A 22,926-nucleotide genomic window follows, 5' to 3' on the forward strand; every position below is an offset into this window, starting at 1 on the left:
CGTATGTGCCGATGGCGACCACCGTTCTGCCTTCTCCCACAAGGGGAAAAGGCAGTTCGCATCACCTGCGGACGGTGAGACCGAGGTAGGGATCGATCTTAGATCGAGTACCCGGTGTCCCACTCGAAGACGCGGGCGTACAGGTCATCGGCCATCTGAACCGGGTCCTGGAGCGCGCCATGCAGGACGATGTCGGGCTTTTCCGGGGCTTCGTAGGGACTCGATATGCCGGTGAAGTTCTTGATCTCGCCGCGCCGCGCCTTGGCGTAAAGACCCTTGGGATCGCGGGCCTCGCAGACTTCGAGCGGGGTGTTGACGAAGACCTCGGTGAACTTCACGTCACCAGCCACTTCGCGCGCCAGGCGGCGCTCGTTGCGGAACGGCGAGATGAACGAGACGATGACGATCAGGCCGGCATCGGCCATCAGCCGCGCGACCTCGGCGACCCGGCGGATGTTCTCGACGCGCGCCTCGTCGGTAAAGCCGAGATCCTTGTTGAGGCCGTGGCGGACATTGTCGCCGTCGAGGATGTAGGCGTGGCGGCCTTCGGCGGTGAGCCGCTTCTCGATGAGGTTGGCAACGGTGGATTTGCCCGAACCAGAGAGACCGGTGAACCAGACGATCTGGGGCGTCTGGCCCTTCATTTCGGCGCGCACCTTCCGGTTCACGTCGAACGACTGGTAGCTCAGGTTCTTGCCTCGCTGCAGCCCGTACTCGATGACGCCGGCGCCGAGCGTGGCGTTCGTGATGCGGTCGATCAGAATGAAGCTGCCGGAGAGGGAGTTGTCGCGGTAGCTGTCGAAGGCGATCGGCTTGTCGGTGGCGATAGTGACGGTGCCCACCTCGTTCAATTCCAGAGTCTTGGCAGCGCTTTCTTCGAGCGTGTTGACGTTGGTTCTGAACTTGAGGGAGGTGATCGACGCCGGGACCAACTGGGAGCCGAGCTTCAGCAGATACGAGCGGCCGGGAATGGCCTGCTCGTCGCTCATCCAGACGAGACGGGCCTGGAACTGGTTGGAATAGTCGGGCGTCTCGCCGGGGTGCACCAGCACGTCGCCGCGCGAGATGTCGACCTCGCGGTCGAGCACCAGCGTCACGGCCTCACCGGCGATGGCGCGCTGCTGGTCGCCGTCCATGGTGACAATGCGGGTGACTTTCGCGGGCTTCCGCGAAGCCGCGATAAGGATGTCGTCGCCGACCTTCACCGCGCCCGAGGCAACCGTGCCGGAGAAGCCGCGGAAGTCGAGATTGGGGCGGTTCACCCACTGCACCGGGAAGCGCAGCGGCTGCTCGACGCGGTCGGTCGCGACCTCGATGGTCTCGAGGTAGGGCACGAGCTGCGGGCCCTGGTACCAGGGCATCTGCGGACTCGGCTTCAGAATGTTGTCGCCCTTCAGCGCCGACACGGGGATCGCCTGCAGGGTCTCGAAGCCGAGATCCTTGGCAAACGCGCGGTATTCGGTCTCGATGGCGTTGAACACATCGGCATCGTAGCCGACGAGGTCGATCTTGTTGACCGCCAGCACCACGTGCTTCACGCCGATGAGGCTGAGGATGAAGCTGTGGCGGCGGGTCTGGGTCAGCACGCCCTTGCGGGCATCGATCAGGACGATGCCGAGGTCGGCGTTCGAGGCGCCGGTCGCCATGTTGCGGGTGTACTGCTCGTGGCCCGGGGTATCGGCGACGATGAACTTGCGCTTGTCGGTCGAGAAGAACCGATAGGCGACGTCGATGGTGATGCCCTGCTCGCGCTCGGCGGTGAGGCCGTCGACCAGCAGCGAGAAATCGATGCCTTCGTCGCCGGTCGTGCGGTTGCGGCTTTCCTTGCGGAGGCTCGCGAGCTGGTCGTCGAGGATCAGCTGGCTGTCATAGAGCAGGCGGCCGATCAGTGTGGATTTGCCGTCGTCGACGGAGCCGCAGGTGAGGAAGCGCAGCAGGCCCTTTTCGGTCTGCTCGGCAAGCCAGAGATCGAGCGCCACTTCGGCCGAGGGTGCGGTCATGGGTACGCTGGCCATCAGAAGTACCCTTCCTGCTTCTTTTTTTCCATCGAGCCGGCCTGGTCGCTGTCGATCAGGCGGCCTTCGCGCTCGGAGGTGCGGGAGGCCTGCATTTCCATGATGATCGAGGGAAGATCAGCCGCGTCGGAGCGGATGCCGCCGGTCAGCGGGTAATCACCGAGGGTGCGGAAGCGGACGACTTCCTCGCGCGGCGTCTCGCCGGGTTCGAAGCGGTAGCGGTCGTCGTCGATCATGATCAACGTGCCGAGGCGTTCGACCACCGGGCGCGGCCGGGCGAAGTAGAGCGGCGGGATCTCGATGCCTTCGGAATAGATGTAGGTCCAGATGTCGAGCTCGGTCCAGTTCGAGATCGGGAACACGCGCATGCTTTCGCCGGGCGCCAGCCGGGTGTTGAAGATGCGCCAGAGTTCGGGGCGCTGGTTCTTGGGGTCCCAAGCGTGCTGGGCGTTGCGGTGCGAGAAGATGCGCTCCTTGGCGCGGGACTTCTCCTCGTCGCGGCGGGCACCGCCGATCGCTGCATCGTAGCCGCCGGCGTTCAGCGCCTGGCGCAGCGCCTGGGTCTTCATGATGTCGGTGAAGCGCGCCGAGCCGTGGTCGAACGGATTGATGTTGTTGGCGAGGCCTTCGGGGTTGGTGTGCACCAGCAGCTCGAAGCCGTGCTCTTTCGCCATCCGGTCGCGGAAGGCGATCATCTCGCGGAACTTCCACTTCGTATCGATGTGGAGCAGCGGGAACGGAATGCGGCTGGGATAGAAGGCCTTGCGCGCCAGATGCAGCAGGACGGAGGAGTCCTTGCCGATCGAATACATCATCACCGGCCGCTCGAAGCTCGCCGCAACTTCGCGGAAGATTTCGATGCTCTCGGACTCGAGGGACTTCAGGTGGCTGAGGCCACGCGGGCCGATTGAACTCATTGGCGCTGGGGAACCATGTTGCAACGGCAGTCAAATACGCGGTCAGAAGGGGAGCGGCAAGCGCTACTAGACTACCAAAAAAGTGAACTATTCCGCCTGTTTGCGCGTATCTGACATTGTAAAGGTGGAGCTTGTCGCATGACCGTCATGACAAGAACGGCTGCGTCGGGGACATCGAGGAAAGGAAAATCTATTCCAAGTCACTGTTCTCGTCGCAGGCGACGATGTCGTCCGGGCGCACGGCCGGAATGGCCTGCCCTGCTTCGACCGCGCCCCGCGAAATCCTGCCACTAATCCGCTCCGGTTCGAAATCCCATACCATTCCGTGCCTTAAGCCTTGGCAGCGGTCCGCCTGCCCCCTAGTTTCGGGCCACCTTCACCAGCTCCCGTACCCCATGACCAACCACCGCGACGTCATCTCCGCCATCGGCAATACGCCCCTGATCCGGCTCAACCGCGTCTCCGACGCGACGGGCTGCGATATCTGGGGCAAGGCGGAGTTCCTCAATCCGGGGCAATCGGTGAAGGATCGAGCGGCGCTCTACATCGTGCGCGACGCCGAGAAGAAGGGGCTGCTGCGGCCGGGCGGGACGATCGTCGAGGGCACGGCCGGCAATACCGGCATCGGCCTTTCCATGGTCGCCAATGCGCTGGGCTACAAATCGGTGATCGTGATCCCCGAGACGCAGAGCCAGGAGAAGAAGGACGCGCTGACGCTGCTCGGCGCCGAACTGATCCAGGTGCCGGCCAAGCCCTACAAGAACCCCAATAACTACGTGAAGCTGAGCGGCCGGCTGGCCGAGAAGCTGGCGAAGGAACTGCCGGGCGGCGCGATCTGGGCGAACCAGTTCGACAATGTCGCCAACCGGCAGGCGCATATCGAGACCACCGGCCCGGAGATCTGGGAACAGACCGGCGGCAAGGTGGATGGCTTCATCTGCGCGGTCGGCTCGGGCGGCACGCTTGGCGGCATCTCGATGGCGCTGAAGGCGAAGAACCCGAACATCCAGATCGGCCTCGCCGATCCCGAGGGCGCGGCGCTCTACAGCTATTACACGACTGGCGAGCTCAAGAGCTCCGGCAACTCGATCACCGAGGGCATCGGCCAGGGCCGGATCACCGCCAATCTCAAAGACATCGTGGTGGACCGGGCCTACCAGATTCCCGACAGCGAGGCCCTGCCCTACGTCTTCGACCTGCTCGAATATGAGGGGCTCTGCCTCGGCGGCTCTTCCGGGATCAACATTGCCGGTGCGGTGCGGCTGGCGCGTGATCTCGGGCCGGGCAAGACCATCGTCACGATCCTCGCTGACTATGGCAACCGCTATCAGAGCAAGCTGTTCAACCCGGAATTCCTCCGCTCGAAGAACCTGCCGGTGCCGCATTGGCTTGAGGCCAAGACGCCCATAGACTGGCATTCGGTCGTCGAGGCGGAGCCGGTTGCGTGACTGAATTCATCTTTCGAGAGGACAGCTACGTCCGCTCGCTGCCGACGCTGGTGACGGCGATCACGCCCGAGGGCGGGATCATGCTCGACCGGACCATCTTCTATGCGACCTCGGGCGGCCAGCCGGGCGACACCGGGAAGCTCGAACGCGCCGATGGCTCGTTCGTCTCGATCGCTGGAACAATCCATCCTGACGGCGATAAGACGGTAATCTTTCACGTGCCTGCGGCGGATCAAGCTGGGCTTCAGCAGGGCGAAGAGGTCATCGCCCACCTCGATTGGGAGCGCCGGCACAAGCTGATGCGGATGCATACGGCGCTGCATCTCGTAACCGTGGTGCTGCCCTACCCAATCACCGGCGCTGCGGTGGGCGAGGACAAGGGGCGAGTCGATTTCAACCTGCCGGATGTCCCGGACGCGGCCGAAATCGAGCGCAAACTCAATGCGTTAGTGGAAGCGGCGCTGCCGGTATCGGCCGAGTGGATCACCGATGCGGAGCTCGAGGCCAACCCCGGCCTGATCAAGTCGATGAACGTCAAGCCACCTATGGGCCAGGGCCGCGTGCGGCTGGTGCGCATCGGCGATGTGGACCTGCAGCCCTGCGGCGGCACGCATGTCAGGAACACCAGCGAGGTCGGCCGCCTGAAGCTCGGCAAGATCGAGAAGAAGGGCGCTATCAACCGGCGCGTCAGTGTCCTGTTCGACACAGAATCGGCCTAGCGTCTCAAGCAGATAACGGCGGAGCGGGGCCGATGAGCTGGAAGGTCGTCATCAGCAGCCTGGTCGTTGTGTGCGCCGTCGGCTTGGCCGTCTTCGCCTGGGGCCAGGGTGCATTCTACCCGTGCGGCCCAATCGACAGGCTGCTGGGAGGTAGTACCTGCCGGGTCATCGCAAGTTTCCCCGCGACGCAACTGCAGATGCTGGCTGCCCTGCCCGACGGCACGCTGCTGACCGCCAGGCGGGGTGATGGGCCTGAGCCTACGGCGCCGCAACGCCTGATAGAGCTCGATGCGAACGGCCGAAACGTGGGCGAAACCGCCCTGCCCGCGCTGCCGCCCGCGATCTCGTGGCTCAAGGCTGCTGTGTCTGCCGACGGCAGGTTGCTGGCGGTGTCGTCGCTGGATTTGCCCACCACCATCATCGACAGGAGCACCGGCGAAAGCCTGGGCAGCGTCCAGCAGTTCGGGCCGAGCTTCATTGGGTTCGATGGCGACAGGCGTCTCCTCGTCGACCCCGGTATCGGCAGTTTCGAGCGGCCCGCATCGGGCGTCGCGCAGGTGTACGGCTTCGACGGGACACAGTCCGGAGAGATCAGTGGGCCTGCCGCAGCGCCGATCTTCGTCAACGGCATTGCGTCGGCCATGTCGGCGGACGGTGCGCGCATCGCGCAGCATCTCGAGACCCGCGACGACAGCGGCGTTGTCGGCGTCCGTATCGCGGACGCTGCCTTCGCCTCCTGGGCCGGGCAATTGCTGGTCGCCCCGCTTCAGGGCTGGCGGCTCGGCGATCAGCAGTTACCGGAACTGTCCTTCAGCCCGGACGGCCGCTATCTCGCGGCTTCATTCGACGCGCCGCGAGAATGGGGCCGGGAGAACTCCGCGCTGATCGTGTGGCGGCTCGATGATCGGGCCATCGTCGCCCGCGTGCCGAGCTGGAACGCCGAGTGGCGGCACATCGCGTGGCTTGCCGACCGGCCGGCTGTTGCGGCGACGCGCTTCAACCTCGATACGCGCGTTGGCGAGATCGCGCTGATCAGCTATGGGCCCTGACGCCTACTCGATCGGCGGGGCGTAGATCAGCCCGCCGTTGGTCCACAGGGCATTCTGGCCGCGGACCACGGCGGCCCCCGTGGCGGGCCCGAAGTTTCGCTCGAAGATCTCGCCGTAATTGCCGACAGCCTTTATGACATTGGCGATGAACATGTGGTCGAGGCCGATGGTAGGGCCGAAGTCGCCCTCGAGCCCGAGCAGGCGGCGGATGCGGTGGGTCTTGGCGGCCGCCAGCGAGCCGATGTTCAGCGAGGTGACGCCGGCCTCCTCGGCATCGATCAGTGCGAACAGCGTCCACTCGACGATATCGAACCACTGGTCGTCGCCGGCGCGGACCACGGGGCCGAAGGCATCTTTCGAGATGCGCTCGGGCAGGATGCGATGTGTCGCGGGTTCGGGCAGGCTGCGGCGCATAGCGTTGAGGAAGCTGGCCGAGGCCGACACGGCGTTGCAGAGGCCCTCGCGGTAGGCGACGGTCAGGTCCTCGCGGTCCTCGTAGAGCACTTCGGTATAGGTCGCCTGCGTGCCGAAGAAGAACTCGCGCAGGTTGGCCAGTTCCTCCGGCGCATCGACGATGCAGACCCGCACGTTGTCGAGTTCGTAGGCGGAAACGAAACCGAGCGACTGCGGCACCATGATCGCCTGGCCGTCGTAGAACGAGGTGGCGACGTAGCTGGCGCCGTAGCCGGTGTCGCGGCGCATGGTCCACGGGGCGTTGCGGGCGATGAGGTCGATGCTGCCGGTTTGTAGCTGGGCAAAGCGGCTGTCGCCCGACAGCGGCACGAACTCCATCTTGCTGGCGTCGTTGAACACGGCGACTGCGACGGCGCGGCAGAAGTCGACGTCGAAGCCGGTCCAGCGGCCGTCGGTGCCGGGCTGGGCGAAGCCGGGCAGCGGATCGGAGGTGGCGCAGATCAGGTGACCGCGGTCACGGATCGCCTGCAGCGTCGGGCCGGCCGCAGCAGGCGGCGCGGTCTGCGCCGTGGCGAAGGCCGGCATCATGATCGCTACACAAAGGATGACGCGGACGAGGCCACGCCAAACGGCCGAAACCGTCATGGTCAAAACGTTGCTCCAACTCGCCCGGGCGCAATATCCCGATCGAGGGTGGCCGGGTCAAGGCGGCACTGCGCCGCTGTCGCTGAACGCTTACGGGTAAGATCGTTCAATTGGTTCCTCTGCCGATGTGTCTCGCTGCTGTTGTTCGACGCGAGACATTATCGCCCGGCGGTGAGTGGCGGGGACAAGTGTGGGGAACGGCCGGCAAAGCGGAGGGTTTTGGCGAGTGGCGGCGACGGAGGAGGCCGGCCGGTACGTGGCGTATGGCAGCGTTGCTGCCCTGCCCGGCCGCCGGTTTGCCATCGACGTGAACGGTAGATGAACGGAGTTTTGGCGCTTTCTGCGCGTTTGGCCGCCCCCTCCACCATGCTTCGCATGGTCCCCCCCGCCACGCGGGGGAGGACCAAGAGGCTTCAGTGCAGGATCTGGCTGAGGAACAACTTGGTGCGTTCGTGCTGGGGGTTGGAGAAGAACGCTTCAGGCTCGTTCTGCTCGATGATCTGGCCCTGATCCATGAAGATCACACGATTGGCGACCTGGCGGGCGAAGCCCATTTCGTGGGTGACGCAGAGCATCGTCATGCCTTCTTCGGCGAGGCTGATCATCACCTCGAGCACTTCCTTGACCATTTCCGGGTCGAGGGCGGAGGTGGGCTCGTCGAACAGCATGATGCGCGGGTTCATGCAGAGCGAGCGGGCGATGGCGACACGCTGCTGCTGGCCGCCGGACAACTGGCCGGGGAACTTCGACGCCTGCTCGGGAATGCGCACCCGTTCGAGGTACTTCATCGCCGTCTCTTCGGCCTGCGCCTTGGGGATGCCGCGCACCCAGATCGGCGCCAGCGTCAGGTTCTGGAGGATCGTGAGGTGCGGGAACAGGTTGAAGTGCTGAAACACCATGCCGACTTCGCGGCGCACTTCGTCGACGCGACGCAGGTCCGAGGTCAGCTCGACGCCATTGACGATGACCTGGCCTTTCTGGTGCTCCTCGAGGCGGTTGATGCAGCGGATCAGCGTCGACTTGCCGGAGCCCGACGGCCCGGCAATGACGATGCGCTCGCCCTTCATCACCTTGAGATTAATGTCGCGCAGCACGTGGAAGTCGCCGAACCACTTGTTCATGCCGATGATTTCGACCGCCACTTCGGTCTTCGACACCTGCATGTTCGAGGTGTCGATGTCGCGATCAACGACTACCGGGGAAACGTCTGACATGAGCTACCTCTTGTGGCCGGTGTTGAGCCGGCGCTCCCAGTATCGGGAGTAACGGGAGATGGAGAAACAGAGCACCCAGAACACCGCCGCTGCGAAGATGTAGCCGGTGATGGACTGGGTTGGGGACGCCCACTCGATGGCGTCGTTCTTGGTCTTCACGGCCTCGAGCAGGTCCTTCATGCCGACGATGTAGACCAGCGAAGTGTCCTTCAGCAGCGAGATGAAGTTGCCGACGATGCCGGGGATGACGTGCTTGAGCGCCTGCGGGAGGATAATGAAACCGGTGCGTTTCCAGTAGCCGAGCCCAAGGGCTTGTGCCGCCTCGTACTGCCCACGGCCGATCGCCTGCATGCCGCCGCGCACCACCTCGGCCATATAGGCAGAGGCGAAGAGCGTCACGCCGACGAGGGCGCGAACCAGTTTGTCGACTGTCGTGCCCTGCGGCATGAACAGCGGCAGCATGATCGAGGCCATGAACAGGATGGTGATCAGCGGTACCGCGCGGATCAGCTCGATGAAGGCAATGCAGAGCGTCTTGATGATCGGGAGCTTGGACTGCCGGCCCAGCGCCAGCAGGACGCCGAGCGGCAGCGACAGGCAGATGCCCACCACCGAGATGATCAGGGTGACGAGGAGGCCGCCCCACTGCTCGGTCGGCACGTAGCGCAGGCCGAACATGCCGCCGGACAAGAGGATTACCGAGACGATCGGGAACACGACGAAAAACAGCGCCGCGTTGGCGATCTTGAACGGTGCGGACGGCCAGAGCAGCGGCAGGCCGATGAGCGCCAGCATCGCGAACACGATGTTGGGGCGCCAGTACTCGGCCATCGGGTAGAAGCCGTAGATGAAGAACTCGATCTCGCTGGAGATGTAAGCCCAGCAGGCACCGACATTCTCGACGCGGCACTGCTCGACGGTGCCGCCCGGCGGCACGGCGCGGCCAATGAAGAAGCCGTAGAGTTGCGGGATGATCCACAACAGGAACAGCGCGGCAACGATGGTGAGGATGCTGTCCGAAACGCTGGCGAACAGGTTCTTGCGCAGCCACGCGATCGCCCCGCTCTCACGGCGCGGAGCGGGTTGAGCGGTGGCAATCTCGGAGCGGACGAAGGCGATATCGGTCATCGGGTGCTCCTACCGCTCAACCAATGCCACGCGGGCATTGTACCAGTTCATGAGCGCTGAAGTGCCCAGCGACAGGATGAGATAGACCAGCATGGTCAGCGCGATCACCTCGATGGCGCGGCCGGTCTGGTTGAGCGTCGTGCCGGTGAAGACGTTCACCAGCTCGGGGTAGCCGATGGCGGCGCCGAGCGACGAGTTCTTGGTCAGGTTGAGATACTGGCTGGTCAGCGGCGGAATGATGACGCGCATGGCCTGCGGGACGATGACAAGCCGCAGCCGGTCGCCTTCCTGGAGGCCGAGCGCCTGGGCCGCCTCGGTCTGGCCGTGGCTGACCGACTGGATGCCGCCGCGCACAGTCTCGGCAATGAACGAGGCGGTGTAGATGGAGAGCCCGAACAGCAGCGCCACGAACTCCGGCGGCAATTCGAGCCCGCCCTTGAAGTTGAAGCGGTTGAGCACTGGCGGATCGAAGGTGACGGACGCACCGCTTGCCAGCCAGATGACGGCGACGATCACGGCGGTGAGCAGCAAGCCGCCGAAGAACACGGGGAAGCGCCGGCCAGTTCGTTCGAGCCGCGCCTTGGCCCAGCGGGACAGCGCGAACCACAGCACGGCGGCGACGAGCAGTGCCACCCAGACCCAGACGAACTGCTCGGAGGGCACGGGACGCGGCACAAAGAGGCCGCGCTGGTTGATGAAGGTGTTCAGCGGCAGGGCGAGCGAGTCGCGCACCGCCGGCATGGTCTTCAGCACCGCGAAGTACCAGAAGAACAGCTGCAGCAGCAGCGGGATGTTGCGGATGGTTTCGACGTAGACCGTGGCCAGCCGCGAGACGAGGTAGTTCGAACTCAAGCGCGCGATGCCGATGGTAAAGCCGATGACCGTGGCAAAGAAGATGCCGATGACGGCGACGAGAATGGTGTTGGTGAGGCCGACGAGGAAGGCCTGCCAGTAGTAGGACGTGCGATCGAAGGGGAACAGCGCGAAGCTGATATCGAAGCCGGCCGTCTTCCAGAGGAAGTCGAAGCCGGAGGTCTTGTTCTGCGCCTTGAGGTTGATCGCCGTGTTGTTGACGATCCAGACCACGAACGTGACGACCAGCACCGCGACAACGACCTGGTAGATGACGCCGCGTACCACGGGGTCATTGAAGGAGAAATTCCGCGGCGGTGCTTGCGCCGTGTCTAAGGATGCCATGGGTCGCGCATCTCCCCTGCCCAGGAGAACGAATAATCGTGGCAACAATAGCTCCGCCAAGCCGTCGCCAGGAAGTGGTCAGCCCGGCGCTGGAGATCAGCGCCGGGCTGCAGAAAGGCTTAGCGGATCGGCGGCGAGTACTGGATGCCGCCATCCTTCCACAGCGCGTTCAGGCCGCGGGCCAGACCGATCGGCGTGTTCGGGCCGACGTGCTTGTCGTAGACCTCGCCGTAGTTACCGACCAGCTTGACGATCTGGTAGGCCCAGTCCTTGGTCAGGCCGATCGGGGTGCCGAAGTCGCCTTCAACGCCGAGCAGGCGCTTGATCGCCGGGTTGTCGGAAGCCAGCATCTCGTCGACGTTGGCCGAGCTGACGCCCAGCTCTTCGGCTTCGAGCAGCGCGTAGTAGGTCCAGCGGGCAATGTTGAACCAGCCATCGTCACCCTGACGCACGACCGGGCCGAGGGGCTCCTTGGAGATGATCTCGGGCAGGATGATGTGGTCAGCCGGGTTGGCGAACTTCGAACGTTCGGCGGCGAGAGCCGACGAGTCAGTGGTGTAGACGTCGCAGCGGCCATCTTCGTAGGCCTTCACGACTTCGTCCTGATCGACGAACACCACGGTGTTGAACTCGAGCTTGTTGGCAGCGAAGTAATCCGCCGCGTTCAGCTCGGTGGTGGTGCCGGACTCGATGCAGATGGCGGCGCCGCTCAAGTCGAGCGCCGATTTGATGTTGTCGGCCTTGCGGACCATGAAGCCCTGGCCGTCATAGAACATGGTGCCGACGAACTTGATGCCGAGCTGGGTGTCGCGGCTCATGGTCCAGGTGGTGGTACGCGACAGCACGTCGATTTCACCGGCGGAGAGAGCCGTGAAGCGCTCCTGCGAGGTGAGCGGCGTGTAGCGTACGGCGTCGGCATTGTTGAAAACAGCCGCCGCGATGGCGCGGCAGTAGTCGACTTCGAGACCGGTCCAGTTGTTGTTCGCATCCGGAGCGGAGAAGCCCGGGACGCCGCCGGTCACGCCGCACTGGACGTAGCCCTTGGCTTTCACGGCATCAAGCGTCGCGGACGTCGTCGTCTGAGCGTACGCAGCTGATGCGGAAAGGCCGAGGCCTGCCGCGAGCGCGACGGTAAGAAGCGATTTGATCATTGTTTTTACCTTGTTTCCTGACCCTGTTCGTCCAGGCAGCGTGGCCCCAGCCTACTGCCTGGCGGCACCTCCGCCTTGGAGGGCGGGAGTGATGCTGGTAAGCATCGAAGCGGCAATTGCCGGTTGCGTCAAGCTCCATGGCCAAAATGGGGCAGCAGACCTGACTGTTTTTTGTTCAGAATCCCACCGTGACTGCAATTTGAGCAGGACTTGCAATGACTAAAAACCCCGGGAAAACCGGCGAAACCGTGTCCATGGAAACCGTTCTCACGCATAGCGGACGCGCTTCGGACGATCATTTCGGCTTTGTGAACATGCCGGTGTTCCGCGGTTCGACCATCCTGTTCAAGACGCTCGACGAACTGGAGGATTACAAGGCGCCGTATCGCTACGGGCGGAACGACAACCCTACGACTCGGGCGCTTTGCGACCTGGTGAGCGAGCTCGAGGGGGCGGCGGGGACGATCATCGCGCCATCGGGGCTTTCAGCGCTGTCCACCGCACTGCTCGCAGCGGTTTCGGCGGGCGACGAGCTGTTGATGACCGATTCCGCGTACGAACCGACACGTACGTTCGCCACCGAGGGCCTGACGCGGTTTGGCATAACAACGCGATTCTACGATCCCCGGATCGGCGCGGGCATTGCGCAGTTGTTCACGGACAAGACCAAGGCGGTGTTCGTCGAGAGCCCGGGCTCGCTGACCTTCGAGATGCAGGACCTGCCGGCGATCGCGGCGGCGGCACACGCCCGCGGCATTACCGTGATCGTCGACAACTCGTGGGCGACGCCGCTGTTCCACCGCCCGCTCGAGCTGGGCGCCGACGTGGTGATGCACGCTGCGACGAAGATGTTCGTGGGTCATTCCGATGCGATGGTGGGCACGGTTTCAGCCAACGAGACGCACTGGAACCGGCTCAAGCGGACGCACCGGATCCTCGGCGTCGCAGTGTCGCCCGACGATTCGTACCTGACGCTGCGCGGGCTCAGGACGCTGGCGGTGCGGATGAAGCATCACAACGAGCAGACGCTGGCCTTTGCCGCCTGGCTGCAGGGCCAGCCAGGGGTGGAGGAGGTCTATCATCCCGGACTTGCCAGCCATCCGGACCACGCCATCTTCAAGCGCGATTTCAAGGGCTCGGGCAGCCTGTTCGCGTTTCGGGTGAACAAGCGGTCGCGCGCGGCGCTGGCGGCGATGGTCAATGGATTCGAGCTGTTCGGCATGGGCTATTCGTGGGGCGGCTACGAGAGCCTCTGCATCCCGTTCGACCCGACCAATATCCGCACGGCGGTGCCGTGGGACGCCCCGGGTCAGATGTTCCGGGTGCATGTGGGGCTCGAGAGCCTCGCTGACCTGCAGGCGGACATGGGCGCGGCGCTGGGCCGCTACCACGCGGTTAGCGCCTGACGAACAGGCCGTGGAGCGCCGCGAACTTCCGGCGCTCCGTACCACCTTTGTCGTTGGCGGCGAACAGCCAGCCGCGGGCGACGAAGAACTGGCGCACCGCGTAGGCGCCAAGCACGCCCAGCACCGCGCCGGCGGTGATGTCGGTCGGATAGTGCGCGCCCACGACGATGCGGGAAATGGCGACGAGGGCGGCGAAGGCCATCGCCGGCCAGAAGGCTTTCGGCCAGATGAAGGCGACGACGGCCGCGAGCGAGAACGCCGTGGTGGCGTGGCCCGAGGGGAAGCTCTGGTATTCGAAGGCGCTCCAGTTGAGCCACTGGAAGCTCAGCGGCGTTTCCTCGACCCAGGTCTCGGGCCGGCCACGGCCGATAAGACGTTTCAGCAGCGTCGAGATGAGGCTCGGCAACCCGACACCGACGAAGATGAAACCGGCGAGCGCAGCCAGTTCGCCGAGCGCTTGCCTGATGGCGTCACGGGTGAGGAGCGAGAGCAGCCACGCAACCAGCCAGGCGATGAACGTCGGAATCAGGATCCAGTCGGACTCGCCCCACTGGGTCACCCACTCGAAGAACGCCCTGACGCCTTCCGGCAGGCCCTGCCCCCACACCGACAGCGGCCGATCCAGCCAATAAAGCGCGACGATCAGCACGGCAAAGCCGAGGACAAAGTACAGCGCGTTGCGGCGCGACAAGCCGAAAGGCCAGGGTTTGCTCAGATCGATCATCGTGTCCTTGTCAGCGGATTGGGATAGCGCCGTCAACCTCGTGTCATCTGCGGTGGCCAGCTTGCTCTTTTGGGCAACTCCCGATAACGGAAGGGCGACAGTTCGGGGTATAGCTCAGTCTGGTAGAGCACCGGTTTTGGGAACCGGGGGTCGAGTGTTCGAATCACTCTGCCCCGACCATCTGACGAGGAAGCGATGACGGCACGTATCTTCCGGCCTGCGCCTAGCGCCATGCAGTCCGGCCGCGGCAAGTCCAAGGAGTGGGTCCTGGTGCATGAGCCGGCCACTCCTCGCGAGATCGAGCCGCTGATGGGGTACACCTCGTCCACCGACACGCGGGCGCAGATCCGCCTCACCTTCGACACGCTCGAGGAAGCCGAGGCCTATGCGCACAAGAACGGCATCGCCTACCAGGTGCTGCCGGACCATAGCCCGACGGTGAAGCGCACCAGCTACTCGGACAATTTCCGCTCCGACCGCAAGACGCCCTGGACGCACTGAGGGTCGGCGGCGTGAGACAGCTCCGCCGCCTGCTGCTCACCTTCGCCGCGGGCATTGCGCTCAGCGGCCCGGCGCTGGCCGACCCCGCGATCTGGAAGGTCAGCGACGCCGACAGCGACATCTATCTGTTCGGCTCGGTTCACCTGTTCACGCGCGACGTCGACTGGCGCACACCCGAGTTCGACAGCATCCTGAACTCGGCCGAGCACGTCTATTTCGAGGTGGTGATGGACCTCGAGGCCTACAGCGCGATCACCCAGTTCACGTTGACCCGGGGCATGGTGGGCGGCGGCAAGACCCTAGCCGACCTGCTGGAGCCTGAGGAGTTCGAGCGCCTCACCAGCGCCGCAGCCGCCGTTGGATCGGACATTGTCGTGCTGGAGCGCATGCAACCGTGGCTGGCGGCGATGACGCTGGCGGGCGGTATCGGGCCCAAGAAGATGGCCGGAGTGGAAACGCTGGTGGACGCCGAGATCGCTCCCGAGCGCAAGCGGAGCCTCGAGACTGCGGCCGAGCAGATGGGCTTTCTCGCCGATACGCCGCTCGACGAGCAGATCGAGGGGTTGATGTCGGCAGTCGAGGCCATCGAAAGGGGCGAGATCGATACGCTGGATACGCTGATCGACGCCTGGGAACGCGGGGATACGGTTGCGCTCGCCACCCTCGTCACCGATCAGGTCAAGGCTAGCGACAAGGCGGCGTACGACACCCTGATCACCAAGCGCAACGAGCGTTGGCTGACGCCGATCGAGCAACTCCTGGCCGACAACGATGAGTCGCTGATCATCGTCGGTGCGGCACATCTCGTTGGGTCCGGTGGGGTACCAAAACTGCTCGAGCAGCGGGGGTACACGGTCGAGCGGGTGGACGAGCCGCCGCCGGCGGGTCCGCCGACCGGACAGCAGCATCCCAAGACACCGCAGCGCCGGTAGTCGATTTGGACCAAACTTTGCTGTTGATCGGGGTGGGCGCGGCCCTGTCGGGGTTTGCGCAGGGCGTGTCGGGCTTCGCCTTCGCGCTGGTGTCACTATCGATCTGGGCCTGGGGTGTCGATCCGAAGCTGGCGGTCGTGCTGACGGTGTTCGGGTCGCTGGTGGGGCAACTGGTGACGTTGCCGTTCGTGTGGCGCGGCTTCGACCTGCGACGGGCCCTGCCCTTCATTGCGGGCGGATTGGTTGGCATCCCGATCGGAGCGCAACTGGTCGGCGCGTCCGATCCGAACGCCTTCAAGTTCGGGCTCGGGCTGTTCCTCGTCGCCTATTGCCCGCTGATGCTGCTGTTGCGGCCCGATCTCAACTTTCAATGGGGCGGGCGGGTCGCCGATGCCTTCTCTGGCTGGATCGGCGGCTTCCTCGGGGGCATGGCCGGCATCTCGGGGCCGGTGCCGACGCTGTGGACAACACTGCGCGGCTGGAGCAAGGACGAGCAGCGCGGCGTGCTGCAGGGCTTCAACATCGCCATGCACACGGCAACGCTGGCCGTCTATGCAATATCGGGAACGATCAAGGCGGAGATGGCGGTTCCGCTGGCGCTGACGGGGGGCACACTCGTGCCGTTCGCTATCGCCGGGGTGCTGGTGTTCAAGCGGCTGACGACAATCGGCTTCCGCCGGTTGGTGCTGATCGTGCTGACCGTGTCCGGGCTGGTGCTGATCTGGGGTGCGGTGGCGGCCTGGACGTGATGGCCCCCGCCAGAGGCGAGGGCCGGGATCAGTTCAGACCTCGCTGAGCTTGGTCCACTTGCCGTCGGCCTTGGACGAGGCGACGGAGGCCATGATGAACTCCATGCCTTCGACGCCATCGGCGAGGCTGGGCAGGAGTCCGGCAACATCCTTGCCTTCGCCGCGGATGACCTGGGCGAACTGGCTGTAGAGCGTGGCGAAGGCTTCGAGGTAGCCCTCGGGATGGCCGCCCGGGATGCGGACATTCATCGAGGCGGCGGGCGGGGCCGAGATGGCGCCGCCGCGGGTCAGGAGCTGCTTGGGTTTGCCGAACTCGGTGAACCACATGTAGTTCGGGTTGTCCTGCCGCCACTCGAGCCCGGCCTTCTCGCCATAGACGCGCAGCTGCAGGCCGTTCTCGTTGCCCACTGCCACCTGGCTCGCCCACAGCATGCCCTTGGCGCCGCCCGAAAAGCGCAGCTTGATCTGCACGTCGTCGTCGAGCTTTCGGCCCTTGACGAAGCTGGTGAGCTCGGCGCTGACGGCCTCTGTCTTCAGCCCGGTGACGAAGCGCGCGAGGTTGTAGGCGTGGGTGCCGATGTCGCCGATGGCGCCGCCGGCGCCGGAGCGCTTGGGATCGGTGCGCCACGAGGCCTGCTTGTTGTCCGGGTCGGCGGCATTGGTCAGCCAATCCTGCGGGTACTCGACCTGCACGATGCGGATCTTGCCTAGGGCGCCCGACTTCACCAGCTCACGGGCCTGCCGCACCAGCGGGTAGCCGGTGTAGTTGTGGGTGAGGAGGAACTTCGCGCCCTTCTTTGGCTTGATCGCCGCCAGTGCGCGCGCGTCCTCGAGCGTCGAGGTGATCGGCTTGTCGCAGATGACGTGGATGCCGGCCTCGAGGAAGGCCTTTGCCGGGCCGAAGTGGACGTGGTTCGGGGTGACGATCGAGACGGCCTGGATGCCGTCTTTGCGGGCGGATTCCTTGGCTGCCATCTCCTCGTAGGAGGTGTAGATGCGATCCTCGGCGAAGCCGAGGTTCTTGCCGGATTCCTTTGCCGTCGCCGCGTTGGATGACAAGGCTCCCGCGACGAGGTCGTAGTCGCCGTCGATGCGGGCGGCGACACGATGGACGTAGCCGATGAAAGCACCGGTGCCGCCACCGACCATGCCCAGGCGAATGCGCGGTGCGCCGTTTTCTGCCATTTCTTCCCCCTTAGCTCAGACCGAGAATCTTGCGGTTGGCCGCCTTGTCGGTGCCCGACGCCGCGAAGTCGTCGAACGCCTTCTCGGTGACATTGATGATGTGGCTCTGGATGAACGGAGCCCCTTCCTCGGCGCCCTGCTGCGGCGACTTGATGGCGCATTCCCATTCGAGCACGGCCCAGCCGTCGAAGCCGTACTGGCTGAGCTTCGAAAAGATGCCGGCGAAATCGACCTGGCCATCGCCGAGCGAGCGGAAGCGCCCTGCCCGGTTCACCCAGGACTGGAAGCCGCCATAGACGCCCTGCTTGCCGGTCGGGTTGAACTCGGCGTCCTTGACGTGGAACATGCGGATGCGTTCGTGGTAAAAGTCGATATATTCCAGATAGTTGAGCTGCTGCAGCACGAAGTGGCTGGGATCGTAAAGCAGGTTCGCCCGCGTGTGATTGTTCACCCGCTCGAGGAACATCTCGTAGGTGACGCCGTCGTGCAGGTCTTCGCTGGGGTGGATCTCGTAGCAGACGTCGACGCCGTTGCGATCGAACTCGTCGAGGATCGGGGTCCAGCGGCGGGCCAGTTCGTCGAACGCCTCTTCGACGAGGCCGGCCGGGCGCTGCGGGAACGGGTAGAGATAGGGCCAGGCGAGTGCGCCCGAGAAGGTGGCGTGGGCCTTGAGGCCGAGATTCTTCGAGGCCGCGGCGCAGTGCTTGAGGTGCTGCACAGCCCATTCCTGCCGGGCCTTCGGATTGCCGCGCACAGCGGGAATGGCGAAGCCATCGGACAGGGTGTCGTAAGCCGGATGCACGGCGACCAGCTGGCCGATGATGTGGCTCGCGAGTTCGGCAATCTCGAGCCCGTGGCTGTTCACCTTGCCCTTAAGCTCGTCGGCATAGGTCTTCGACGTTGCTGCCTTCTCGACATCGACCAGATGGCTGGCCCAGGTCGGGATCTGCACGCCCTTGTAGCCTAGGTCAGCGGCCCAGCCGCACAGATTGTCGAGGGTGTCGAACGGCGCCTGATCGCCTGCGAACTGGGCCAGGAAAATGGCCGGCCCCTTGATGGTGCGCATGAATACCTCCCTTTGGTAGCCCGGTTCGGCCACCGATTGTGCACGTACCTCAGGTCAGCGCTGCGTCTCGGCCCGATTGGAATTCCACGGGGTATTTTGCCGAGCCGCCACTGACATGTCGGGAAGGTACCTTCATGCTCGGCTCGGAACTGTCAAGGTGATGGCGAGTGGAAATGCCCGACTGCGCATAGACTTCGGGCTATGCGATCGAGACGCGGGGCCGGCGAAGCGCTAGCGCCGGGACCGTGAGGTCTAGGTCATACGCGGCATCATCCCGTCGAGCAGCTTGACCGTGTCCTCAACGGACTGCGCCACCACCGCGTGCCTGCTGGCTCCGTTGGGCATGCGCCCGGTGGTGATCACCCAGGTCTGGCCGGAAACATCCTGCACGGCGATGACCTCGAGCGGATTGATGTAGATCGGCTTGTTGTTGTTGTGCGTGTCGGTCAATTTGCAGAGCGCCATCCAGTCCTCCTCGCGACAGACGCGTTGAGAACACCAGAGGCAGATGCCCGGTGCAATACGCAGAACCAAGATACCCACGCTGTCAAAATGGCAGGGGCCCGAGCATTTGCCCGGGCCCCTGCCTTATCCTTTGCTCTGGCCTCAGCGCAGCAGGGCGCGGGCCTCTTCGATGCCGAGGGCGGCCGGGCGTTCGCAGGTGGTCTGCAGGGTAATGACCTGGCCGGTTTCGCCGGCGCGCAGGATCGAGGTCATGACGTCGATGGCGTGCAGCGCCACGTCGAGGCCGCAGCGGGCGGCCTTGCCGGTATCGATCGAGTCCATCATGTCGGCGAGGCCGGCATTGCGGTAGTTGGCGCGCGGGTTGGGCTTGTCGAGATCCTGGTTGGCGACGCCGAAGGGATGGTCCCAGGGAGTGACCTTCTCCTTGGTGCCGGCGCGATCGGTGATCGTGACGTCGCCGTTGAAGAAGTTCGGGTCGGGCACGTAGACCGAGCCTTCGGTGCCGTAGAGCTCGATATTGTGGTGGCCATGGCTCGAGACGTCCCAGCTGGCGCCGAGCGTAACCTGGGCGCCCGAGTGGAACTCGAGGATGGCGTTGATCGTGGTCGGGGTGTTGACCTTGACCTTGGTGCCCTTGAACGGCGAGCCCTCGGTGGTGACCTCACGCTCTTCGCGCGCCTTGCTGGTGAAGGCGGTGACGCGCTTGATCGGCCCGATGAGGCTGATCAGATCGGTGATGTAGTACGGGCCCATGTCAAGGATGGGACCGCCGCCCGGCTGGAAGAAGAAGTCCGGATTGGGGTGCCAGTGCTCCATGCCGCGGCTCATCACGTGCATGGTGCCCGACGCGATCTTGCCGACCTTGCCGCTGTCGATGATCGAGCGCGCCTGCTGGTGCGAACCACCGAGGAAGGTATCCGGCGCCGAGCCGACCTTGAGCTTGTGCTCTTCGGCAAGCGCCTTGATCTGGATGCCCTCTTCGACGCTCAGGACGAACGGTTTCTCGGAATAGGCGTGCTTGCCGGCCGAGAGGATGTCCTTGGTGATCGAGAAGTGGGTCGCCGGGATCGTGAGGTTCACGACCACGTCGATTTCCGAGTTCTTCAGCAGCTCGTCCGGGGTCTGCGCCGCGACCTTGTACTCCTCCGCGCGCTTTTTGGCGGCCTCGGGGAGGATGTCGGCGATGGCGCGGACTTCGAGGTTCTTGAACAGCGGCGCGAGGCGGAGATAGGCGGCCGAGATGTTGCCGGCGCCCATGATGCCGACGCCATAGGTCTTTGCCATGATCTTAGGCTCCGAGGGACTTGATGAACGCGATCGAGCGCGAGGCGAAGCGGTCGATGTCGTTGGGATTGTCGTGTTCGGCGATGAAGTAGGCCGCCTTGGTCTTGTTACGGACGATCGGCCACAGGGTCTTCCACGGCACAACGCCCTGGCCGGCATCGGCCCAGCCATCTTCATCGGCGTTCTGGCCGGCGGGGGCGATGTCCTTGACGTGGATGGCGACGATCCGGTCGCCGAACTTCGGCAGCCAGGTCGCGGGGTCGGCCTTGCCGCGGACGATCCAGGCGACGTCGGCTTCGACGTTCACGGCCGGGGCGGCTTCGAGCAGCAGGTCCATGGCGTACTGGCCGTCGTAGGTGGCGAACTCGAAGTCGTGGTTATGGTAGCCGAAGGTGAGGCCGGCATCCTGGAACGGCTTGCCGATCTTCTGCAGCTTGTCGCCGAAGGTCTTCCAGCCATCGGCCGAGGTCGGGCGGTCAGCCTGGGCGAGCCAGGGGCAGACCACGACCTTGATGCCCAGCGTCTCGGCGAGCTTCAGGGTCTTCGAGGTATCCTCGAGGTCGCCAAGGCTGATATGGGCGGTCGGCATGGTGAGGCCGTTGGCGTCGAGTTGCGCCTTCAGCGCGGCCGGGTCGGTATAGAGCGAACCGTAGCCCTCGACATGGGAGTAGCCGAGCGCGGCCACCTTCTTGAGCACGTCCGCGAGCGGGTAGTTGCGGGCGCTGAACAGCTGAAAACCGATATTCATTATGGCCTCTTTCACTTCCAGGCGTTGACGGCGGCGATCGAACGGGATGCGAAGCGGTCGACGTCGGCGGGGTTGTCGTGTTCCATCACCCAGTAGCGGGCGTTGGTGTGGGCTTTGACGGCGGCCGAAAGTGCCTGCCAGTCGAGGGTGCCGTGGCCGACATCGGCCCAGCCATCCTCGTTGGCGTTTTCGCCGGCGGGAGCGACGTCCTTGACGTGCACGGCGTTGATGCGGCGGCCGTGTTTCTTGATCCACTCGATCGGATCCTGGCCGCCCTTCACCACCCAGGCGACGTCCATTTCCCAATCGTTGTTCCCGGCGGTGTCGAGGATGATGTCCATCGGCAGCTTGCCGCTCGCGGTGGGGCGGAACTCGAAATCGTGGTTGTGCCAGCCAAAGCCGAAGCCGCGCTTGCGGAAGGTCTCGCCGAGCTTGGCGAGGGTTTCACCGAGCTCGACCCACTTGCTGTCGGGCTGGCCGTCGCGCTCTTCCTTGGGGATGGCCGGGCAGTAGAGGAACTTCATGCCGAGCGTCTCGGCGGTCTTCAGCGCGGCCTCGGTATCCTTGAGCTGCGCGAGGCCGAAATGGCCGGTCGGCATGGTGAGGCCGTGCTGCTTGAGCGAGGCGGCGAGGCTGTCGGCCTCGGCATAGAGGCCGCCAAAGCCCTCGACCTGCCTGTAGCCGAGCTTGGCGAGGCGGCCGAGCACGCCGTCCAGCGGCGGGAAATTCCGCGCGCTATAGAGCTGGAATGAAAAGTCCAACAGTAATCTCCTCCAGTAAAGCCTCCGCCCCGGTCGTTGCCGGGGCGGCGCAGTGCTGCTACTTGATGGGCTCGTAACATCCTGACCGGCGCGCGGCTACGCGGTCGGTAAGGTGGATGAGCCGAATGGTCAGATGCGGTTGCCGCTCGCTGCGTTGAAGACGGAACCACGGCCCGGATCGAAGCCGATCAGGACCTTCTGGCCCGGCTCGAGATGCACTTCGGCAGCGGCGCGGAAGGTGAGCGACTGACCGGCGATCTTGGTCCAGGCGACGGTGTCGGCGCCCATCGGTTCGACGATCTCGATCTCCGACTCCATCTGCACCGGCATCTTCCGCGCCTCTTCGCCCACCGCGATGTGTTCGGGCCGAATACCCAGGACCGACGCACCATTGGTCTGGTTGGCGAACTGGTAGTTGGTCAGCGGGATGTTGGCCTGGCCGTCGACGCTGAGCGTCGCGCCCTGCAGGTCACCCTTGATGAAGTTCATCGAAGGGGAGCCGATGAAGCCGGCGACGAACAGGTTGACCGGCTTGTTGTAGATGGTGTGCGGGTCGGCCAGCTGCTGGATCACGCCGTTCTTCATGATGGCGATGCGATCGGCGAGGGTCATTGCCTCGATCTGGTCGTGGGTCACGTAGATCATGGTGTTCTTCAGCCGCTGATGCAGCCGCTTGATCTCGACGCGCAGGTCGTTGCGGAGCTTGGCGTCGAGGTTCGACAGCGGTTCGTCGAACAGGAACACGTCGACGTCACGCACCAGGGCGCGGCCGATGGCGACGCGCTGACGCTGGCCGCCGGACAGTTCGACGGGCTTGCGCTGCAGCAGCGGCTCGATCTGCAGGATTTCCGACGCACGCTTCACGCGGGCATCGACCTCGGCCTTCGGCATACGCGCGACGCGGAGGCCGAAGCTGAGGTTCTTCTCGACCGTCATCTGCGGGTAGAGCGCATAGGACTGGAACACCATGCCGATGCCGCGGTCCTTGGGCTCGTCCCAGGTGACGTTCTTGCCCGAGATGAAGATCTGCCCATCGGAGACGTCGAGCAGACCGGCGATGCAGTTCAGCAGCGTGGACTTGCCGCAGCCCGAGGGCCCGAGCAGAACGATGAACTCACCCTGTGCGACTTCGAGATCGAGAGATTCGAGGACCTTCACGTTGCCGAAGTTGAGGCTGAGATCCTTGATGGAAACGCTAGACGACATGG

General features: G+C 64.5%; 22 protein-coding genes and 1 tRNA gene. 8 read left to right on the top strand and 15 right to left on the bottom strand.

Annotation, left to right across the window (positions count from 1 at the left end):
* Positions 1-98: 98 nt before the first annotated feature.
* Together cysN and cysD are read right to left on the bottom strand one after the other, a co-directional pair.
* Entirely contained in the window at positions 99-2,015 is a 1,917-nt protein-coding gene (gene cysN / locus AC1DWU_RS16455) for a sulfate adenylyltransferase subunit CysN (RefSeq protein ID WP_477151085.1), read from the bottom strand.
* On the bottom strand, positions 2,015-2,932 hold the full coding sequence (gene cysD / locus AC1DWU_RS16460; RefSeq protein ID WP_477151086.1) for a sulfate adenylyltransferase subunit CysD: 918 nt from the start codon (positions 2,930-2,932) through the stop codon (positions 2,015-2,017). The genes cysN and cysD overlap by 1 nt, the downstream gene beginning before the upstream one ends.
* A gap of 395 nt (positions 2,933-3,327) precedes the next feature.
* Here cysD and AC1DWU_RS16465 point away from each other — a divergent pair, with 395 nt between their 5' ends.
* The 3 genes from AC1DWU_RS16465 to AC1DWU_RS16475 are packed head-to-tail and all read left to right on the top strand — an operon-like array spanning position 3,328 to position 6,148.
* The gene (locus AC1DWU_RS16465) at positions 3,328-4,380 is read left to right on the top strand and encodes a cysteine synthase A (RefSeq protein WP_477151087.1); all 1,053 of its coding nucleotides are present in this window, start codon (positions 3,328-3,330) and stop codon (positions 4,378-4,380) included.
* A complete protein-coding gene (locus AC1DWU_RS16470) occupies positions 4,377-5,099 on the top strand; it encodes an alanyl-tRNA editing protein (protein WP_477151088.1) in 723 nt (240 codons plus the stop codon). Before AC1DWU_RS16465 ends, AC1DWU_RS16470 begins: the two co-directional genes overlap by 4 nt.
* Positions 5,100-5,131: 32 nt before the next feature.
* Positions 5,132-6,148 carry a WD40 repeat domain-containing protein gene (locus tag AC1DWU_RS16475; protein ID WP_477151089.1) on the top strand — a complete coding sequence of 339 codons (1,017 nt, stop codon included), beginning with the start codon at positions 5,132-5,134 and terminating at the stop codon, positions 6,146-6,148.
* 3 nt (positions 6,149-6,151) lie between these two features.
* On the opposite strand, the gene AC1DWU_RS16480 is transcribed toward AC1DWU_RS16475, so the two are convergent.
* The 5 genes from AC1DWU_RS16480 to AC1DWU_RS16500 all read right to left on the bottom strand — a co-directional run bounded on the left by AC1DWU_RS16480 (position 6,152) and on the right by AC1DWU_RS16500 (position 11,897).
* On the bottom strand, positions 6,152-7,207 hold the full coding sequence (locus AC1DWU_RS16480; RefSeq protein ID WP_477151209.1) for an amino acid ABC transporter substrate-binding protein: 1,056 nt from the start codon (positions 7,205-7,207) through the stop codon (positions 6,152-6,154).
* A gap of 413 nt (positions 7,208-7,620) precedes the next feature.
* Entirely contained in the window at positions 7,621-8,421 is an 801-nt protein-coding gene (locus AC1DWU_RS16485) for an amino acid ABC transporter ATP-binding protein (RefSeq protein ID WP_477151090.1), read from the bottom strand.
* A 3-nt stretch (positions 8,422-8,424) separates the two neighbouring features.
* On the bottom strand, positions 8,425-9,549 hold the full coding sequence (locus AC1DWU_RS16490) for an amino acid ABC transporter permease (RefSeq protein ID WP_477151091.1): 1,125 nt from the start codon (positions 9,547-9,549) through the stop codon (positions 8,425-8,427).
* A gap of 9 nt (positions 9,550-9,558) precedes the next feature.
* Positions 9,559-10,746 carry an amino acid ABC transporter permease gene (locus tag AC1DWU_RS16495; protein ID WP_477151092.1) on the bottom strand — a complete coding sequence of 396 codons (1,188 nt, stop codon included), beginning with the start codon at positions 10,744-10,746 and terminating at the stop codon, positions 9,559-9,561.
* A 119-nt stretch (positions 10,747-10,865) separates the two neighbouring features.
* Positions 10,866-11,897: an amino acid ABC transporter substrate-binding protein gene (locus AC1DWU_RS16500; protein ID WP_477151093.1), complete on the bottom strand. Its 1,032-nt coding sequence runs from the start codon at positions 11,895-11,897 to the stop codon at positions 10,866-10,868.
* A gap of 254 nt (positions 11,898-12,151) precedes the next feature.
* Here AC1DWU_RS16500 and metC point away from each other — a divergent pair, with 254 nt between their 5' ends.
* Positions 12,152-13,303, top strand: coding sequence for a cystathionine beta-lyase (gene metC, locus AC1DWU_RS16505; protein ID WP_477151094.1), 1,152 nt, complete (start codon positions 12,152-12,154; stop codon positions 13,301-13,303).
* Here metC and AC1DWU_RS16510 read toward each other — a convergent pair.
* Positions 13,293-14,027: a phosphatase PAP2 family protein gene (locus AC1DWU_RS16510; RefSeq protein ID WP_477151095.1), complete on the bottom strand. Its 735-nt coding sequence runs from the start codon at positions 14,025-14,027 to the stop codon at positions 13,293-13,295. The genes metC and AC1DWU_RS16510 overlap by 11 nt on opposite strands.
* Positions 14,028-14,130: 103 nt before the next feature.
* Between AC1DWU_RS16510 and AC1DWU_RS16515 the strand changes: the two genes are divergently transcribed.
* The 4 genes from AC1DWU_RS16515 to AC1DWU_RS16530 all read left to right on the top strand — a co-directional run bounded on the left by AC1DWU_RS16515 (position 14,131) and on the right by AC1DWU_RS16530 (position 16,209).
* Positions 14,131-14,207 (top strand) — tRNA-Pro (locus AC1DWU_RS16515).
* 15 nt (positions 14,208-14,222) lie between these two features.
* Positions 14,223-14,528 carry an ETC complex I subunit gene (locus AC1DWU_RS16520; protein WP_477151096.1) on the top strand — a complete coding sequence of 102 codons (306 nt, stop codon included), beginning with the start codon at positions 14,223-14,225 and terminating at the stop codon, positions 14,526-14,528.
* Positions 14,529-14,539: 11 nt separating this feature from the next.
* Positions 14,540-15,460, top strand: a complete 921-nt coding sequence (locus tag AC1DWU_RS16525) for a TraB/GumN family protein (protein ID WP_477151097.1) — start codon at positions 14,540-14,542, stop codon at positions 15,458-15,460.
* A 17-nt stretch (positions 15,461-15,477) separates the two neighbouring features.
* The gene (locus AC1DWU_RS16530) at positions 15,478-16,209 is read left to right on the top strand and encodes a sulfite exporter TauE/SafE family protein (RefSeq protein ID WP_477151098.1); all 732 of its coding nucleotides are present in this window, start codon (positions 15,478-15,480) and stop codon (positions 16,207-16,209) included.
* A 33-nt stretch (positions 16,210-16,242) separates the two neighbouring features.
* Here AC1DWU_RS16530 and AC1DWU_RS16535 read toward each other — a convergent pair whose 3' ends face one another.
* From AC1DWU_RS16535 to AC1DWU_RS16565, 7 genes are all read right to left on the bottom strand, one after another.
* Positions 16,243-17,394, bottom strand: a complete 1,152-nt coding sequence (locus tag AC1DWU_RS16535; protein WP_477151099.1) for a Gfo/Idh/MocA family protein — start codon at positions 17,392-17,394, stop codon at positions 16,243-16,245.
* Positions 17,395-17,404: 10 nt separating this feature from the next.
* Positions 17,405-18,460, bottom strand: coding sequence for a sugar phosphate isomerase/epimerase family protein (locus tag AC1DWU_RS16540; RefSeq protein ID WP_477151100.1), 1,056 nt, complete (start codon positions 18,458-18,460; stop codon positions 17,405-17,407).
* Between the two features lie 252 nt (positions 18,461-18,712).
* Complete coding sequence (locus tag AC1DWU_RS16545) at positions 18,713-18,925, bottom strand: hypothetical protein (RefSeq protein WP_477151101.1); 213 nt, start codon at positions 18,923-18,925, stop codon at positions 18,713-18,715.
* Positions 18,926-19,066: 141 nt separating this feature from the next.
* On the bottom strand, positions 19,067-20,209 hold the full coding sequence (locus AC1DWU_RS16550) for a Gfo/Idh/MocA family protein (RefSeq protein ID WP_477151102.1): 1,143 nt from the start codon (positions 20,207-20,209) through the stop codon (positions 19,067-19,069).
* Positions 20,210-20,213: 4 nt separating this feature from the next.
* Positions 20,214-20,960: a sugar phosphate isomerase/epimerase family protein gene (locus tag AC1DWU_RS16555; RefSeq protein ID WP_477151210.1), complete on the bottom strand. Its 747-nt coding sequence runs from the start codon at positions 20,958-20,960 to the stop codon at positions 20,214-20,216.
* Between the two features lie 8 nt (positions 20,961-20,968).
* Entirely contained in the window at positions 20,969-21,721 is a 753-nt protein-coding gene (locus AC1DWU_RS16560; RefSeq protein WP_477151211.1) for a sugar phosphate isomerase/epimerase family protein, read from the bottom strand.
* A gap of 126 nt (positions 21,722-21,847) precedes the next feature.
* Positions 21,848-22,924, bottom strand: a complete 1,077-nt coding sequence (locus AC1DWU_RS16565; protein WP_477151103.1) for an ABC transporter ATP-binding protein — start codon at positions 22,922-22,924, stop codon at positions 21,848-21,850.
* Between the last annotated feature and the right edge of the window lie 2 nt (positions 22,925-22,926).

Source organism: Devosia sp. P2_G7, from assembly GCF_056403495.1.